General features: G+C 42.4%; 18 protein-coding genes. All 18 read left to right on the forward strand.

Going from position 1 to position 17,877, the window contains the following annotated elements; translation table 11 throughout:
* Positions 1-198 precede the first annotated feature (198 nt).
* The 18 genes from pilM (at position 199) to U9Q08_00710 (ending at position 17,459) form a co-directional block, all read left to right on the forward strand.
* Positions 199-1,113: a type IV pilus assembly protein PilM gene (gene pilM / locus U9Q08_00625; GenBank protein MEA3328236.1), complete on the forward strand. Its 915-nt coding sequence runs from the start codon at positions 199-201 to the stop codon at positions 1,111-1,113.
* The gene (locus tag U9Q08_00630; GenBank protein MEA3328237.1) at positions 1,110-1,703 is read left to right on the forward strand and encodes a PilN domain-containing protein; all 594 of its coding nucleotides are present in this window, start codon (positions 1,110-1,112) and stop codon (positions 1,701-1,703) included. The genes pilM and U9Q08_00630 overlap by 4 nt, the downstream gene beginning before the upstream one ends.
* The gene (gene pilO, locus U9Q08_00635; GenBank protein MEA3328238.1) at positions 1,696-2,277 is read left to right on the forward strand and encodes a type 4a pilus biogenesis protein PilO; all 582 of its coding nucleotides are present in this window, start codon (positions 1,696-1,698) and stop codon (positions 2,275-2,277) included. The genes U9Q08_00630 and pilO overlap by 8 nt, the downstream gene beginning before the upstream one ends.
* Positions 2,278-2,694: a hypothetical protein gene (locus U9Q08_00640; protein ID MEA3328239.1), complete on the forward strand. Its 417-nt coding sequence runs from the start codon at positions 2,278-2,280 to the stop codon at positions 2,692-2,694.
* Complete coding sequence (locus tag U9Q08_00645) at positions 2,687-4,201, forward strand: hypothetical protein (protein MEA3328240.1); 1,515 nt, start codon at positions 2,687-2,689, stop codon at positions 4,199-4,201. Before U9Q08_00640 ends, U9Q08_00645 begins: the two co-directional genes overlap by 8 nt.
* A 166-nt stretch (positions 4,202-4,367) precedes the next feature.
* Positions 4,368-4,631, forward strand: a complete 264-nt coding sequence (locus U9Q08_00650) for a hypothetical protein (protein MEA3328241.1) — start codon at positions 4,368-4,370, stop codon at positions 4,629-4,631.
* Between the two features lie 249 nt (positions 4,632-4,880).
* Positions 4,881-6,359 carry an Rne/Rng family ribonuclease gene (locus U9Q08_00655; protein MEA3328242.1) on the forward strand — a complete coding sequence of 493 codons (1,479 nt, stop codon included), beginning with the start codon at positions 4,881-4,883 and terminating at the stop codon, positions 6,357-6,359.
* 117 nt (positions 6,360-6,476) lie between these two features.
* Positions 6,477-6,794, forward strand: a complete 318-nt coding sequence (gene rplU / locus U9Q08_00660; protein ID MEA3328243.1) for a 50S ribosomal protein L21 — start codon at positions 6,477-6,479, stop codon at positions 6,792-6,794.
* Positions 6,795-6,913: 119 nt separating this feature from the next.
* Positions 6,914-7,150: a 50S ribosomal protein L27 gene (gene rpmA / locus U9Q08_00665; GenBank protein MEA3328244.1), complete on the forward strand. Its 237-nt coding sequence runs from the start codon at positions 6,914-6,916 to the stop codon at positions 7,148-7,150.
* Positions 7,151-7,194: 44 nt separating this feature from the next.
* Entirely contained in the window at positions 7,195-8,166 is a 972-nt protein-coding gene (gene obgE / locus U9Q08_00670) for a GTPase ObgE (protein ID MEA3328245.1), read from the forward strand.
* Complete coding sequence (gene proB, locus U9Q08_00675) at positions 8,160-9,290, forward strand: glutamate 5-kinase (GenBank protein ID MEA3328246.1); 1,131 nt, start codon at positions 8,160-8,162, stop codon at positions 9,288-9,290. Before obgE ends, proB begins: the two co-directional genes overlap by 7 nt.
* Positions 9,291-9,397: 107 nt before the next feature.
* Positions 9,398-10,654, forward strand: coding sequence for a glutamate-5-semialdehyde dehydrogenase (locus U9Q08_00680; GenBank protein MEA3328247.1), 1,257 nt, complete (start codon positions 9,398-9,400; stop codon positions 10,652-10,654).
* A gap of 239 nt (positions 10,655-10,893) precedes the next feature.
* A complete protein-coding gene (gene nadD, locus U9Q08_00685; GenBank protein MEA3328248.1) occupies positions 10,894-11,463 on the forward strand; it encodes a nicotinate-nucleotide adenylyltransferase in 570 nt (189 codons plus the stop codon).
* Positions 11,464-11,582: 119 nt separating this feature from the next.
* Positions 11,583-12,779, forward strand: a complete 1,197-nt coding sequence (locus U9Q08_00690; GenBank protein MEA3328249.1) for an FIST N-terminal domain-containing protein — start codon at positions 11,583-11,585, stop codon at positions 12,777-12,779.
* Positions 12,772-14,349, forward strand: coding sequence for a GAF domain-containing sensor histidine kinase (locus U9Q08_00695; GenBank protein ID MEA3328250.1), 1,578 nt, complete (start codon positions 12,772-12,774; stop codon positions 14,347-14,349). Before U9Q08_00690 ends, U9Q08_00695 begins: the two co-directional genes overlap by 8 nt.
* On the forward strand, positions 14,342-15,283 hold the full coding sequence (locus U9Q08_00700; GenBank protein MEA3328251.1) for a response regulator: 942 nt from the start codon (positions 14,342-14,344) through the stop codon (positions 15,281-15,283). Before U9Q08_00695 ends, U9Q08_00700 begins: the two co-directional genes overlap by 8 nt.
* On the forward strand, positions 15,280-16,509 hold the full coding sequence (locus tag U9Q08_00705) for a hemolysin family protein (GenBank protein ID MEA3328252.1): 1,230 nt from the start codon (positions 15,280-15,282) through the stop codon (positions 16,507-16,509). Before U9Q08_00700 ends, U9Q08_00705 begins: the two co-directional genes overlap by 4 nt.
* Positions 16,506-17,459: a CNNM domain-containing protein gene (locus U9Q08_00710; protein MEA3328253.1), complete on the forward strand. Its 954-nt coding sequence runs from the start codon at positions 16,506-16,508 to the stop codon at positions 17,457-17,459. Before U9Q08_00705 ends, U9Q08_00710 begins: the two co-directional genes overlap by 4 nt.
* Positions 17,460-17,877 lie beyond the last annotated feature (418 nt).

A 17,877-nucleotide genomic window follows, 5' to 3' on the forward strand; every position in this document is an offset into this window, starting at 1 on the left:
CTGAGATTCTTCGGCCTTCGGCCTCAGAATGACCTTTTTAGCGTTATTATTTTTAATTTCGGTTAAGGTGTGCACTTTTAAAACTTAAATCGCTCTAAAACTGTGCACTTTTAATTTTTAAATAACAAATTACACTTTTGTGCTTGACAAAATCGCGAAATGGTATTACTATATGAACAATAAGAGGTTATTTAAATTATGTTCAACCCTTTGAGGTCAAAGAAGTTAAAAGCGAACGTCGGCTTGAATATTAGCTCTTCCGGCATAAGTGTGGCTGAAATGGCTGGAAAGAATGAGAAATACCATCTCTTGCATTTTGGTTTTGAGCCGCTAAAAGATACAAAAGCTAAAGCAGATTTAGGAGATGCCATTAAAAAGGCAATGGATAATGCCGGGATAACTTCCAAGGAAGTAAATACCTCTGTTGCCGGCCAGGAAGTAATAGTCAGATATATCGAGTTTCCCCAGATGGCTAAGGATGAGTTAAACAGCGCTATTAAATTTGAGGCAGAGAAGTATATCCCTTTTAATATTGACGATGTAGTATTGGACTGCCAGATTCTGGATAAGGGCTCTCAAGGCAAGATGAAGGTGCTTTTGGTAGCGGCTAAAAAGGACTTGATTGATAAGCATATTAGCCTTATCGAACAAGCAGGGCTTAGGGCTACCCTGATCGACGTGGATTCCTTTGCAATAATAAACGCCTTTCAGGCGAATAATCCCCGGCAGGTTACCGGGACCATTGCCCTTCTTAACTTGGGAAAAGAGCTTTCCAGCATAAATATATTAAAGGGCAATACCTCCTGTTTTACCAGAGATATCCTGATCGGGGGAGACAACCTAAATGTTGAAAATTTGCTGAGTGAGATCCACCTTTCTTTTGATTATTATGAAAGCCAGTTTGAAAAAGGGATTGACCGGGTTTTTCTAAACGGCGAATCCTCCGGTCTCGCCGGCCTGAGAGATTCTCTAAAGGAAAGTTTGAAATTGGAGATTAGGCCCTGGAATGCCGTAGAAGGCCTGGAAATCGATCCCGGTCTCGATAAGGAAAAGCTGTCTGCTGTCTCAGATAAATTAACAGTGGCTGTTGGGTTGGCGTTGAGAAAAGCATGATCCAGATAAATCTTTTGCCCCAGAACTTACGAAAAAGAAAAAGAGAAATTCCCGAAATTCCCCTTTTGCCTGTCGGAATAGGCATTGTGGTAATTTTAATTGTATCAAGCTTTATTTTACTGGCTGTTCTCAGTCACTATCAAGGCCGGGTTAAAACGTTGAGCGGCCAGCTAAAGCAGAAAAATCTTTCCAAACAAAAGGCATTTAAACTGCAAACAGGAGTTAAGCGGTTCAGATCAAAAGAGCGGATAATCGATCAACTGACCAGGCGCAAGTTTTTCTGGGCAGAAAAATTGAACCTGATCAGCGATTTAATCCCCAACGGGGTATGGTTGACCGATATTTCTTTCAAAGAAACAGGCAGTTCGGGGTTTCTAACCCTGGACGGCATGGCTATCCCTTATAAAAAGCAGGAAATGATTAATTTAGTTACTTTGTTTATGAAGAATCTTAAACAGGATAGCATTTTTTATAACGAATTTGCAAGTATAAAGTTAGGGCCAATCCACCGGATAAAAATTGGCGATGTGGAAGCAATGCAGTTTAGCCTGACCTGTCAATTTAAAAAAGAAGAAAAAAAAGATGAATAAAATAGACATAACTAAACTGAGCAAGGAAAAAAGTCAGCTTCTCATCCTGTCTTTTCTGGTTATGATTATCATCCTGGCGGGTTATTTTTATTTCTTTTTAACCCCGAAGGTGGCTGCATTAGGCACGGCTCTGACGCAGACAGCAGTGCTTAGAAAAAAGATTATCGCAGCTGATGATCTTATAGCCAATACCGGCAAGTTTAAGAGTGAGATCGCTGAGTTAAAAGAGCAGGTCGGGCAATATGAAACAAGACTGCCCGCCAAAAAGGAAATCGCCTCGATATTGAACCAGCTTTCCGGGCTTGCCTCGCGGGAGCAGATCAAGATAATCGGGATTAAAGAATTAGAATTAGAAAAATCCAAGGATGATCCTAAAAAAAGTGCTTATGATGAAATTCCAATACAGATAGATATGAAATCCGGCTATCACCAATTGGCCAGGTTTATTAACCAGATAGAAAGTTCGGACCGTTTGATGAAAATAGAATCTCTAAAAGTAAATTTTGATCCGCGGGATCCGGGTAAGCACACGGTCAGGATTATCGTCAGCGCTTTTGTTTTGGTAAAAGAGTAAATGATGGACAGAATTTTTTATAAAAGAATTTTTAAAAAAGTCTGGTGTCTGGTGTCTGGTGCCTGGTGCCTAACAGTGATATTGCTGCCGGTAATCCAGTTTGGTTACACTGCCGAGACAGGGGCTTTTCAGTATGGCAGTAAAGACAAGCGCGATCCGTTTATCCCGTTAATAGGAGAAGGAGTAGAATTTTTAACTTCGCAGAAGGTAAGATCCATTAAAGGAATGAATCTGGAAGGGGTAATCTTTGACCCCCCGGCAGGTTCTTTGGCGATAATCAATGGCGAGATTATCAAAGAGGGAGAAAATATCGGCGGTTTTACGCTGAGTAAAATAAAAAAGAGTTCTGTTATTTTTACAAGGGATCAGGAAGATTACACCGTTAGTCTAATCACGGAGGAAATAGATAATGAATAAAACGGCATTTCAAATTGCCCTAATAGGTGTCGCCTTACTACTGGCCGGATTTATCGGAAAGCCCCTTCTGGCTCAGGAAGACCCAACCCCTGCTGCCTCAGCAGCGGGCCGGGATGTTGAGATTGAAACAGAGGCTGGACAAAAGATGATTCCGGGACATATTACGATCGATTTTAAAGATGCCGATATCCGTAACGTCTTGCGGGCCATTTCCTATAAAAGCGGGATAAATATCGTAGCCGGCCCGGAAGTAAAAGGAACGGTTACCGTAAGATTGATTAATGTGCTATGGGATAAGGCGCTGGATGTTATCCTGACCACCCATGATCTTGGTTATGAGCAGGATGGCAGTATAATTACCGTTTCTACCCTTGAAAAATTAGCCGCCCAAAAAAAGGCAGCGCAGGAACTGGCCAAGGTGGAAGCGATAATAACCAAGGTCTTCAGGCTTAAGTATTTAGACGCCGGAGATGCTAAAAAGGTTTTAGAGAACCAGGTTTCATCACGGGGCACGATAACTGTTTTAGAAGAAAAAGGCCAGAAGGGATGGACATTCGGAGCCGACGAGTTTGCAAAAAGAGAAAGGGAAGAAGACGAAAGGATGGTAAGATCGCAGATATTGGTAGTAAGCGATATACCTTCTTATTTGAAAAGAATTGAAGAAATAATCGTTAAAATTGACGTGAGGCCCAGGCAGATTTTAATCGAGACCAAAATAGTAGAAGTAAAGCATGACTATCTAAAAGACTTAGGATTGGAGTTCGGAAGCGGACAGGATGGCTGGTCGCCGATTCTTGGCGAGACCGGCGGTCAGCTTACTGCCAAATCAAATCCCCTATCGGTAACCCCGTCTGGCTTTAACCCGGGGTCTGCCGACATCACCGGAATGTGGGATGCTGCTACCGGTTTTACCGGCGGGTTTACCTTGATGTATCAAAAAATATTAGGGACCGATTACCGGGCTATTCTCCACGCCCTGGAAGAAGACGTGGATGCTGATATTCTTTCTGCTCCGCGAATTATGACATTAAATAATCAGGAAGCGACCATAATGGTCGGGGAGAAGTTTCCTATCTTAAAAGGTGAGGTTGAAGAAGGGGTATTGACTACTTCTTTGGATTATTATCAGGATATCGGGATTCAGCTGAATGTGGTTCCCCAGGTTAGTGAAAATAATCAAATCAATATGATTGTTCACCCTTCGGTTACCTCTTATACTGCGACGGTCTCCGGAAAGAGCCAGGGGGAAGATATATCCCAGTATCCCATTATTATAACCCGTGAGGCTGAGACCCAGCTTTTGATTAACGACGGCGATACCATTGTGATCGGCGGGTTGTTGAAAGATGTAACAGCCAGCAGTGTAATCGGTGTTCCGTTTTTGTCGAAGATTCCTCTTCTCGGTCTTTTTTTCCAGCGCCGGACAACAGATATTGAAAAGATAGACCTGCTTATATTCATTACCGCTCATATTGTTAAGCCCGGCGGTTACATCGTTAATGAGTAGGTGGACCGATCCCACCCGTATCCCGGGTTATTCCTGAAGAAAAGAACAAATAGGCTGGGATTGTTAAATTGCTAAATTCTTAAATGGCTAAGTGGTTATGCAGTTTATCAATTTAGCAGTTTATCAATTTAGCAATTTAACGATTTAAAAGTAGGAGGAGTCTAAAATGAATAAAACTTTATTAATATTCCCGTTTGCCTTACTGCTCTGTATTATTGTTGCCGGAACCGGGATAGTCCGGGCAGGATTTGAGCAGGATTTCGATAGCGCCAGCGAATTCGAATCCTATCAGGGAGATATGGCGCATATGACCGTAAGGCTGCTTCAGAATACAACCCGGACTCTTCACCGCGAAAACATGGAGATGTTAAAAAAGCTTGAGGAAATTAAAAAAGAGATAACGGAGATAAAAGATCTGCTGGAAGAATAAAATAAATTATGATTACACAGATTATAAAAGCAGATTACACAGAAACGTCATTGCGAGCCTCACCGAAGGTGAGGCGTGGCAATCTCTTTTTGAGAGTGCAAAGCCTCTCCGTAAGGGGAGTGTGAAGTCTCCTCGTAAGAAGATTGCTTCGGCTGGCTTCCGCCAGCCTCGCAATGACAGCTTTGCTGTCATCTGTGTAATCTTTTTAAAAAATCTGTGTAATCAAATTGGATATTAAACAACGATATAATGCTTAAAGAGATTTTAGTAAACGCTGACAATAAAGAAAAAAGAATAGCGCTTTTAGAAGATAAGACCCTGGAAGAATTTTACATCGAGAGAGAGGAATCAAAAGGCATTTTTGGAAATATCTATAAAGGCAAGGTCAAAACCATAGTTCCCGGCATGGGAGCTGCCTTTGTGAATTTGGGTTTGAAAAAGGACGGTTTCCTTTATGTATCAGATGCCCTGAGCCTTCCGGAAGAGTATAAAGAGCCTGGTCAAGCTGCGCCGAAAAAAGATTTGAGCATCAGGGATGTGGTTCACAAGGGCCAGGAGATACTGGTGCAGGTTATCAAAGAGCCAATCGGTACTAAAGGAGTAAGGCTTACTACCCGGATTAGTTTACCCTCCAGAAATATGGTTTTAATGCCCGGGGAAGAAAATATCGGCGTTTCCAGAAGGATTGAAAACGAAACAGAGCGAAATCGTTTAAAAAAACTCTTAAAGGAACTTAAACCGCCCAAAGGTATGGGGTTTATTATCCGCACCGTTGCCCAGGGGAAGACCAAAAAGGAGCTCAGCAGGGATGTTAAATATTTAGCTAACCTTTGGAGGGGGATAACCGCAAGATCCCGAAAAGCCAAGGTACCTGCGCTGGTGCATAGCGAGCTGGATCTTGTATTAAAAATAGTCAGGGACAGGCTTATTGAGGATATAACCCATGTATTGGTAGACCGCAAGGATGAGTATAAAAGGATAGTTCGTTTTGTGAAAACACTCCTGCCTTTCTATTTATCCAAGATAAAGTTTTACCGGGGTAATGTCTTATTGTTCGAAGAGTATAAGCTGAAGCAGGAGATAGATAAAATATTTAAGCCGGTAGCTTATCTTAAGTCCGGCGGACATATAGTAATAGAACAAACCGAAGGTTTGATAGTCGTAGATGTAAACACCGGTCGTTTTACCGGCAAAAAGGAGCTGGAAGACACGGTATTTAAAACAAATTGCCAGGCTGCTTCTGAAGTTGCCAGGCAGGCCCGGTTAAGAAATATCGGCGGTATAATAGTAATAGATTTTATTGATATGGACTTGAGCAAGAACCGCCAGAAAGTAATCAAGATTTTAAAAGAGGCTCTTAGCCGCGATAAGGCAAAGATCGAAGTCTTACCTGTCTCAGATATCGGCCTGGTAGAGATGACCAGACAAAGAACAGGTCCTTCCTTGGCCGATGTGCTTTATCAGCCCTGTCCTTATTGCCAGGGAAGCGGTTCTGTCAAGTCAATAATCAGCATAGCTATTGAAACATCGCGCCGGATTGAAGCGTTTCTCCGGAATTCTCGAAACACGCCTAAGAGAGCGGTTGTTATTAAAACCCATCCTCAGGTAGCAAGAAGGCTTTTAAATGAGGATAGAGGATCGATAATTTACTTGGAGAAAAAATTCAGGACCAGGATAATAATTGAAGAGAACAAGGATTTTCATCTTGAAGAGGTTAAGATAGGATAGTAAAACAGAACACGGAAAAAGTAGACAGTGATGTGAGCTGTGGGCTATGAGCTTTGGGCTATGAGCTAAAAAGCTCACAGTTCACAGTTAATCTGTGTATAGAAGAAGGAGGCAGGAATGTATGCCATAGTTCGTACCGGCAGTAAGCAGTACAAGGTTAAGAAAGGCGACGTGTTAGAAGTCGAAAGATTGAATAAAAAAGCAGGAAGCCGAATTCAACTAAAAGAAGTTCTTTTGGTTCATGATGGCAAGGAAATTGCTATCGGCAAACCGTTTTTAAAGAATACCACTTTGGACTGTGAGGTCCTGGCTCATTTGCGCGGAAAAAAGACAATTGCCTTTAGGTACCGCGCGAAGAAATCGACAAGAAGAAAAGTGGGGCACAGGCAGGAGCTGACCAAGCTTGAGGTGAAAAGCATAGCGGTTAGCCAGTGAGCCAGTGAGCCAGTGAGCCAGTTGAAAAAACAATACTAATAAAAAAGTTTGTACGTATATTTATTGAATACCTAAGAACCGGCTCACAGGCTAACAGGCTAACACATAGGAGGTAGGTTATGGCGCATAAAAAAGGATTAGGTTCTTCCAGAAACGGCAGGGACAGCCGCTCTAAACGGCTGGGGGTAAAGCTTTACGGTGGTCAGTCTGTAAAGGCAGGCAGCATTATTCTCAGACAGCGGGGCACTAAATTTATGCCGGGGATTAATGTCGGAAGGGGCAGAGATGATACCCTTTTTGCCCTTCGGGATGGCGTTGTCCAGTTCAAAAAACCGAAGACCGTAAGTATAGTTTAACAGTTTGGCAATAGTTTTAAGATGTTTATTAAAAAAGGTAGAATATGTTCATTGACCGGGGAAAGATATTTGTCAAGGCAGGTGACGGAGGATCCGGTTGCGATAGCTTTAGATCCGGCAGATTCAGAAAAATTAAGATACCCAATGGAGGTGACGGCGGCCGGGGCGGAGACGTTATTGCCAAAGTCGATAAAAATTTAAGAACTTTATTGGACTTTCGTTACAAGAAACATTTTAAGGCTAAATCCGGAGGGCACGGAGGCAGTAATAATAAGACAGGTAAAAATGCCCAATCCAGCATTATCCGCGTTCCCCGGGGTACGGTTGTTTGCGATGCCGGAAAAGACAAATTTATCTTGGGCGATTTGGTAAAGTCCGGCGAGGAGCTGAGGGTCGCTAAAGGAGGAAAAGGCGGAAAGGGAAACAGCAGCCGCGGTCCGGCTTTGAAAGGAGAAGCTGGAGAAGCCAGGCAGTTACAGTTAGAGTTGAAATTGATAGCCGATGTTGGGATAATCGGTTTTCCCAATAGCGGTAAATCTACTTTGATATCGCGGATTTCAAATGCAAAGCCAAAGGTCGCCTCTTACCCGTTTACTACCCTGGAACCGGCTGTTGGCGTTTTGGTTTGCGAAGATTTTAAAAATATTGTTGTCTGTGATATCCCGGGCTTAATTTCCGGAGCGCATCAGGGCAGGGGCTTGGGCTACGACTTCTTGCGGCATATCGAAAGGACCAATTTGCTGATTCATTTAATCGATATGTCTGTTGACAACCCAAAAGGCGCGTTAAAGAGTTATGTATCTTTAAATAAAGAATTAGAGCTTTACGGTTCCGGCTTGAAAGACAAGCCTCAGATTATTGTGGCCAACAAGATGGATCTGACCGGCTCAATTGCCAATCTTGACAGTTTTAGGTCCGGGGTTAATAAAGAAGTTTGTGCTATCTCGGCCTTAACTAATGAAGGGATAGACAGGTTAAAGCAGCTCTTGAGCGAAAAGGTTGTTAGTATATGGTAATAGTAAGAAAATCCGACGGCAGAAAAAAATTGTTTTCCAATACCAGGCGAATAGTAATTAAACTGGGAACTGCTATTTTGACTGGACGGGACAATCTTTTGGATAAGCCTCAGATTAAACAGCTGGTCTTTCAGGTCTCCAGCCTGCTTGACCGAAACTTTGAAATTATTCTGGTAAGTTCAGGTGCTATTGGCGCGGGAATGGGGCTGCTGGAGATGAAATCCAGGCCCAGCTTGCTTCCTTTGCTGCAGGCTACCGCAGCCGTCGGGCAAAGCCAGTTAATGAAAGTCTATGATTCATTTTTTAAACTAAAGGGTTATTTGACTGCTCAGATTCTTTTGACTGCCGAGGATTTAAATAACCGGGAGAGGTATCTTAATGCCCGCAATACCATTTCCACTTTGTTCAACCGTAAGGTACTTGCGATTATCAATGAAAACGATACAGTATCCGCAGACGAGATAAAATTCGGGGATAATGATAATTTGGCAAGCTTGGTGGCTGCCTTGGTAGACGCTGATTTATTGATAGTTCTTTCTGATGTTGACGGTCTTTTAAACGATAAAGGAAAAAAGGGTGTCCTGGCTGTAGTTGATCGGATTACGCCTGAAATTGAAGGTAAGGTCCGGAGCTCCTCCGGCGTAGGTGTAGGAGGAATGCGGACAAAACTTCAGGCAGCTAAGACAGTAACCAAGTCAGGCATTCCAATGATTATCGCTAACGGAAGGACAAAGGATGTTTTGATAAAGGTAGTCGCCGGTCAGCCAATAGGCACGGTATTTTTACCGGCAAAAGATAAAATGGCAGCCAGAAAGAGATGGATAGCTTATTCTGCTGTATCCAAAGGAGAGATTAAGATTGATCCCGGAGCCGGACAGGCCTTGACAAAAAAAGGAAAGAGTTTGTTAGCCGGAGGAATAATAGGGGCAGCCGGCGGCTTTAAACCCGGAGATATAGTCAAAATTTTAGATAATCAGGGACAGGAATTTGCCCGGGGAATATCTAATTATTCAAAGGACGAAGTTTTAAAAATCAAAGGGGTTAAGACTTCGGGGATTAAATCAGTACTGGGCTATAAATATTATGACGAGGTCATCCATCGGAATAATTTGGTGATACTATAAATTGCTAAATGGCTAAATTGCTAAACTGTTAAGCTGGAGAATTATACTCTAAATTTTTAAAATACAAATTTTTTATAACAATTTAACAATTTAAAATAGAGGCAGCAATGTCAATAGAAACAGATATTTTAAAAATAGCTCAACAGGCAAAAAAGGCCTCGCTAATGCTGGCCAACCTGCCAACCCGCGTTAAAAATAAGGCATTGTCGGCTATGGCCGGGGCTTTAAGGAAAAATGCAGGGTTGATCTTAGCTGCCAATAAAAAGGACCTTCGGTCAGCAAAAAGAAACGGCCTTTCTCCGGCATTTATCGACCGGCTGATGCTTGGCCGTTCCGGTATCTTAAAAATGAGTAAGGCCATAGCGCAGGTGGCTGAACTAGGCGATGCAGTCGGAGAAATAATCCATATCTGGAAAAGGCCTAACGGGATGATCATTGGAAAGGTAAGGGTGCCCCTGGGGGTTATCGCGATAGTCTATGAATCCCGGCCGGAGGTAACATCAGAATGCAGTTCTCTTTGTTTAAAATCAGGCAACAGCGTGATACTGCGCGGGGGTAAAGAGGCCATCCATTCTAATACTGCTATCTGGAAAATCCTGTCGGCGGTCTGTCATTTAAACGGACTGCCGAAAGGAAGTATTTCTTTTATCCAGACCACCTCTCATCAGGCTGTAGATATTCTGCTTAAAATGGATCAATATCTGAATCTGGTTATTCCCCGGGGTGGTGAAGGCCTGATTAAAAAAGTAACCCGTAACTCGCGCATCCCGGTAATTAAGCATTACAAGGGCATCTGCCACATTTATGTGGATAAGTATGCTGACTTGAATATGGCTGAGCACATTTGCTTTAATGCCAAATGCCAGCGTCCGGGAGTTTGCAATGCAGTGGAAACGCTCTTGGTCCATCAGGAGGTTGCTGATAGATTCCTGCCTTCTATGGCAGGTAAGCTTCAAAAAGCAGGTGTTGAAATCAGGGGATGCGAAATAACCAGAAAGATTGTTAAAGGAGCAAAAAAGGCTGTTTTAAAGGACTGGTCCGAGGAATATCTTGATTTGATATTATCGGTCAAAGTGGTTTCTTCGGCAGATCAGGCCATAAAACATATTACTGAATTTGGTTCAGGCCATTCTGAAGCAATTATAACCGCTGATTCGAAAACCGCTTTCGGTTTTTTAAAAATGGTTGATAGCGCAGCTGTTTATGTTAATGCCTCTACCCGGTTTACTGATGGGGGGGAATTCGGAATGGGCTCGGAGATAGGAATATCAACCGATAAGATTCATGCCCGCGGACCGATGGGCTTAAAAGAGCTGACTTCTTATAAGTATATAATACTGGGGAATGGGCAGGTAAGAAAATAAACTTAAATGACCAAGGTAAATTACAAATCCAAAATCCAAACACTACCAATACTACCAAATAAATCCCAAACTCAAAATCCCAAATTGCAGGATAGGATTTGGATTTGGGATTTTGGATTTATTTTGGATTTTGTAGTATTTGAATTTGGTAGTATTTCATTGAGTTCTTGTATTGTTTGTAATCATTTTTAGTGCTTCGGATTTAGGATTTAATGTTAATAGTTTTGGGGAAGTTTGTTATGCGCATAGGCATTCTGGGCGGAACGTTCAATCCGGTTCACATCGGCCATTTAATATTGGCCGAAGGGGCTATTGAACAGCTGGGCTTGTCCAAAGTAATATTTATTCCTGCTTATCTGCCTCCCCATAAAGAACTCAAAAGCAAAATAACGGCCGAACAACGCTATCATATGGTAAAACTGATTACCTTCTCTAACCCTCTTTTTGAGGCATCAAGGCTGGAGATTATTCGTAAAGGCAGGTCATATACGGTAGATACCTTAAGACGGCTTAGAGAGAAATTTGGCCTTAAGCAAAGGATTTTTTTTATAACTGGTTCTGATTGCCTGGGCCGATTATCCTTCTGGAAAGAGAAAAAGGAGATTTTTAAACTGGCTGAGTTTGTTATAGCAGCCCGGCCGGATTATCCTCTTAAGAATATCCCCCGCAGGACAAGGCTGATAAAAATAGCACCTGTCGATATTTCTTCTTCCGATATTCGTAAGAGATTGAAATCTAAAAAATCAATACGTTATTTGGTACCCGATGCAGTTCGGAATTACATAGTCAAGAACAAATTATATTGCTAAACTGCTAAATGGCTAAATTGCTGACTCCTTATTAATAAAACAGGTTTGTAACCGCTGATGTTTTTTAACGTTAGTATTTTGCAGTTTAACAGTTTAACAATTTAGCAGGGAGATAAAAGGTGTCGATTCAGGTCGGTGTTGGAGCCGGTAAAGGATTGGATCCCTACCAGGCGGGCAGGGATGCTGCCAATAAGGCCACGGAGAAGGCGAAGTCAATGCAGCCTGATCTGACAATCGTTTTTTCTTCGGTTATCTTTGATCAGGAACAGATGTTGAACGGAGTCAGATCTGTAGTCGGCGGGTCTTCTTTGGTTGGCTGTAGTTCCGCAGGAGAGATCACTAACGATGGCCCGGATAAAAGGTCGGTAGCAGTTTTAACTATAAAAAGCGATACCTTAAAATGCACTATTGGACTGGGTAAAGAGATTAGCAGCCAAGCCCGCAAAGCCGGCCAGGAAGCGGCAAGACAGGCTGGTGTTTCGGCGAGTCAGGACAGGCACTTTTTTATGATGATGCCTGATGGATTAAAAGGAAATGCTGCCGATGTTATCAGGGGAATCCAGGAAGTTTTAGGCACCAGTTTTCCTATTGTCGGCGGTTCCGCCGGAGACGATTTTTTATTCCGGGAAACGACCCAATATTATAATGAGCAGATTCTTGTTGATGCGGTGCCGGGAGTATTGTTCAGCGGAGACATCAGTGTCGGCATCGGGGTCAGGCATGGGTGGTGCCCGGTGGGTAAATTAAGAAGGGTTACCAAGGCAAAAGCCAACGTTATTAAAGAAATCGATGGTGAGCCGGCAATTGAAATTTATCAGGAATACTTTGATAAGGCAGTGGAGAATCTGATCGACAAAGAGCCGTTGCCCAGGATGACCACGATGTACCCTTTAGGAATGACTATTCCCGGAGAAGATGAGTATTTGCTTAGAAACGCTCTTCGGGTAAACAGGCAGGGAGAACTGATTTGCGCCGGAGAGATACCGCAGGGTTCGGAGGTCAGGCTTATGATCGGCAGCGAGCAATCAATAATTTTGGCAGCTAAGAATGCGGCAAACCGGGCCCTGGCAAATATCGGAAACTCCCGGATTAAATTCGTGATTCTTTTTGACTCCATTTCCCGTAGTAAGCTGCTTGGCCGGCGTAATGGCCTGGAGATAGATGCTGTTAAGGACATATTAGGCTGGAATGTTCCCCTGATCGGTTTTTACTGTTACGGAGAGCAGGCCCCGTTAAGGGCCGAGAAGAATATCGGACAATCGTATTTTCACAATGAATCGATAGTTGTTATCGCAATAGGTGAAAAAGATGAGTGAGCCGCTGCCAATTAGGATTAAATTAGTGGTTTTACTGGCAATATTAATGGTGACTCTTATCGGATTATTTTCCGAACTTGAAGTAAGGCTGTTGGGAGGCATTATTCTGGTTATGGTCGCTTGTTATTTGACGGCAATAAACGAAGGGGAGAGGGCTAAGAGAGAAGGTGCCGAAAGAGAGCTGGTTAAATTAAGATCGGCTTATGATGAGCTGGACGGGCAGGCCAAGATAATTATTAAAACCGACTTAGAGCTAACCAGGACCAAAGAGGAGCTGGATAAAAAGATCGAGGGGCTTTATACACTGCATGAACTGGGTAAGACTATTAGCGTAACTTTTAGCGAAGACGAATTGTTTACCTTTATTACCGGTTCTTTAATTTTCAAGTTAGGTTTTGAGAAGGGTATTATATTTGTTGTCGAAGAAGAGTCAGAAAAAATAATCTGCAAGGCAGAGATCGGCTATCAGCCGGACAAACTTAAAAATATCAAAGCTGAAATAATCGACAAAGGCATAATCGGCCAGATACTAAAGGAAGGTAAAACAAAGTTAATCAGTACCCTTCATTTGGCAGGGCGGGAAGAAAAACACTTAGCAGAGATACTTGAGGTTTCTTCCTGTCTGATAGCGCCGATAGTAGTTAAGGAAGTTGCTATTGGATGTATCTTTGCCGGAAACAGCTTTTCTTATACAAAACTTACCGAAGGGGATCTGGAGGTGCTGTCTACCTTAGCTAACCAGATAGCAGTAGCTTTGGAAAACACAAGGCTTTACAGAAAGGTCTGGAAGTCCCGTCAAGAATTGGAAACCAGGGTAAAGCAAAGGACTAAGGAACTGGCCATGGCCAACGAAGAATTAAAAAAATTAGACCGGATGAAATCCAACTTTGTCTCTGCGGTTTCCCATGAGCTTCGCACTCCTCTTACCTCGATCAAAGGTTATGTATCTATCCTGATTGACGAAAAATTAGGCAAACTCAATCCCGGCCAAAAAGAAAGATTAAACAAAATTAATAAACATTCTAACATCTTGATTAGCTTGATTAACGGCCTGCTGGATATTTCGAGAATAGAATCAGGCAGGGTTGATATGGAGATAAAACAGCTTGAGATTAAAGCTGTCATTGACGGGGTTGTTGATATTTTAAATCCCCAACTGGAACAAAAAGGGCTGGTTTTAAGCGTTAATGTCTCTAGCGGACTTGACTATATCCGGGCCGATAGAAATCAGTTAGAAAGGGTTTTAACCAATCTTTTGAGTAATGCAGTCAAATTCACTCCTGATAAAGGAAGGATAACTGTCACTATGTCTGATAAAGGCGGCTGCATTCAAACTGATGTGGCTGATACAGGTATCGGCATTAGCCCGGCAGAGGTAGGAAAAGTTTTTGATGAGTTTTACCGGGCGGATAATCCTGTAAATGTGCAGAAAAAAGGAACCGGCCTTGGCCTGGCGCTGGTTAAACGGATTATCGAAGCCCACCAGGGCAAAATCTGGGTGGAAAGTAAAACGGACAGGGGAGCTACATTTAGTTTTACCCTGCCAAAGACGCAGGCAGCCAATGACTAAACAAAAGATTTTAATCGTTGACGATGAATTGGACATTTTAGATTTTCTTAAAATAACTTTAAACGGGGAAAATTATACTGTTATAGAAGCAACAAACGGGAAAGAAGCGCTGGAGAAGGTATATGGTTGTTCGCCGGATTTAGTTGTTTTGGATTACAAAATGCCCGAATTAGACGGAATAGAAGTTTGCCGGAAATTAAAAAAAGATATCCTTCTCCAACACCTGCCTATTATTATGCTGACCGGCAAGGGAGAGTTAAGTGACAAGATCAAGGGGATAGATGCCGGTGTTGACGACTATTTGGTTAAGCCTTTTGAGCCCCGGGAACTGGTTGCCCGGGTCAAGATGATATTGCGCCGAAGTATACGCGACCTGGATGCCAATCCTTTGACCAGGCTCCCGGGCAACGTCTCTATTTTAAGGGAATTGGAAAAGCGCATTAAAGGCAATGTGCCTTTTGCAGTGGGCTATGTGGACCTTGATAAATTTAAGGCGTTTAATGACCATCGCGGATTTGAAGAAGGTGATAAAGTCATTCGTGAAACCGGGCGGATATTAATCAGGGCGGTTGGAGAAAAAGGAAGTCCGGATGATTTCATCGGTCATGTCGGTGGAGATGATTTTGTGCTGATTGCCGCGTTAAAGGTCGTAGATGATATCTGTCGGCAGATTATCAGGGATTTTGATGTTAGCATTAGCCGGTTTTATACCCCGGAAGATCAGAAGAGAAGATATATGGTTATAAAGGACAGGAAAGGCCGTAAGCGTAAGGTCCTGTTTATCTCAATTTCTATCGGGGTAATGACCAGCGAGAAAAAAAAGATAAAACACCTGGCTGAGGTAGGAGAAATCGGGGCTGAGCTCAAAAGCTATGCAAAATCTTTGTCCGGAAGCAATTACATTAAAGACAGAAGAAGGATAGAGAGTAAATGATCCAACTCGTACTGCTGGTGATTTTTCTGGCTTTGTCTGCTTTTTTTTCAAGCTCAGAGGCAGCTCTTTTTTCTTTAAATAAACTGCATGTTAGAAAGATCAGTATCTCTTCTCCCGGAAAGGGAAAGGTAATTTCCCATCTTTTGGATTTTCCCCGCCGGACACTAATTACGATTCTTATCGGCAATATGGTAGTTAACATCGGCTTTGCTTCAACAGCAACGTTTTTATTGATGCGGCTTCTGGGTAATAAGGGTGTAGGGGTAGCTATCGCAGTGGTTACTTTTTTGTTGTTGGTCTTCGGGGAAGTCACCCCTAAATTACTGGCGATTAAAAATCCGGAGAAATTTTCCTCTTTTTGCGCAAAGCCCCTGGAAGTGTTTGCCAGAATAATATTCCCCGTTAGGAAAGTACTTGGAGCAATTAGCGATTCCATTCTGTCTTTGTTTATCAAGGACATAGAATTAAAAAAACCCTTCGTGACCCAGAAAGAGCTGAAAAACCTGGTCTCTATCAGCCAGGAACAAGGCGTATTGGAGAGGGAAGAAAAAGACATGATCGAGTCCCTGCTGGAGTTCGGAGAAAGGGAAGTTCAGGAGATAATGGTTCCCCGGACGGATATCGTGGCCTGCGACATAGGAGCTTCCTGGGATACGCTGGCTAACCTGATGAAAGACAGCCTTCACACGCGGATACCGATATATCAAGGCTCTCTGGATAATATTATCGGAATTATATTAACCAAAGATTTTATGCTTTCGCCTCACCGGGACCTTAAGAAATTTGTCAGGCCGGTAGCGATTATTCCTGAATCTAAAAAAATAGATGATTTGCTGATTGAATTACGGGCTAAAAAACTGACTTTGGCTGCGGTAATCGATGAATACGGCGGAACAGCAGGCCTGGTAACCAAAGAAGATATCTTAGAAGAGATAGTCGGAGAAATTTATGACGAATATGACAAAGTGGAAAAACCAATAGAGCATCTTGACCAGCAGACTGTTATGGTCAGCGGTAAATTAAGCATTAAAGACGTCAACGAGGAATTAAGGCTTCATTTACCTCTTGACAGGGGTGAGACTCTTAGCGGGCTGCTCTTAAGTTTATTCGGTCATATTCCCTTAACCGGGGAAAAATTAAATTATCGCGACTTACAATTTAAAATAGAGGATGTTAAAAAAAGAAGGATTAATAAGGTTACCATCCTGAAATTAAAGGAAAAATGACCATTTTGTGGATAGTATTTTCTATTATATTATGCCTGGCCTCGGCAGCGTTTTTTGCTGGTTCCGAAATAGCCTTTTTTTCTGTAAATAGAATAAAATTAAAACTCCTGGCTGAAAAAAAACATCCTTCAGCGATACAGGTCCAGAAATTCTTAGAACAACCCCGGGATATTCTGATCACTACCTTAGCAGGGAATAATGTATCCCAGGTGGCTGGTACGGCCCTGCTTAGCTTGCTCGTTTATCGTTTATTGGGAGCCGAAAGCGGGTTAATGGTAACCCTGATCATGACGCCGGTCGCCCTTATATTTAGTGAGTTGATTCCCAAGGCCTTGTTCAGACAGCGGGCAAATACCCTGATTCTTAAATTGGCCGGAGTATTTAATCTGATTTCAAGAGTTCTTTATCCGGTTATTGTAATAGTTACTTTCCTGACGGATCTGATATTGATTCCCTTTCGCCGGAAGGAAAAAATTAAAAAAGACCCATTTGTAAACCGGGAAGAATTAATGTACCTGATAGCCGAAGGAGAAAGAGAAGGTGTTCTTAGTTCTTACGAGAGTTCGATAGTCCGTAAGATTTTTGACCTTGGCCGAACCAAGGTTAAAAGGATTATAGTTGAGTTTAATCGGGTAAGTTCCCTTTCTTCTGAGTCTACTGTCGGTGAACTAAAGACCCTGGCCAGGAAAACGCGCTTTTCCAGGTTTCCTGTTTATAGGCAGGAACAGTCTAACATTGTCGGTTTGGTAAATATATTGGATACTCTATTTGAGACCAACGATAACCTTAAGGTAACCGAGTTTATCAGGCCGATACTTGCTGTTAGCGCCGGGGAAATAGTGGATGATGTATTTTACAAGCTTCAGTCCAAAAAAGAATCTATGGCGCTGGTCAGTGAAAATAACAAAAACATCGGCATTGTAACCATAGAAGACTTAGTGCCGATTTGAGAAAAAGCTGCAATAAAGGGTGTTATCTACGAATTAAAAGTGCACAGTTTAAAGTTTAAAACTGCACACTCCCCAAGTCCTTAATCTTGTTCTTTTTAAGATAGGTGTCATCCTGAGGGAGCGTAAGCGTAGGTGTCATCCTGAGGGAGCGTAAGCGACCGAAGGAAGTCCTGAGTATTCCCGAAGGGCGACCGAAGGATCTCCCATAAAACCGTGTTTTCTGAGATTCTTCGGCCTTCGGCCTCAGAATGACCTTTTTAGCGTTATTATTTTTAATTTCGGTTAAGGTGTGCACTTTTAAAACTTAAATCGCTCTAAAACTGTGCACTTTTAATTTTTAAATAACATTTTAATTATTAAAACTTGACAAACATGGATTCATGTGATAATATTTTGTTCTAACTTTAAGAGGTATTAT

Source organism: Candidatus Omnitrophota bacterium (genome assembly GCA_034717435.1).
Taxonomy (GTDB): Bacteria; Omnitrophota; JAUWXU01; order JAUWXU01; family JAUWXU01; genus JAYELI01.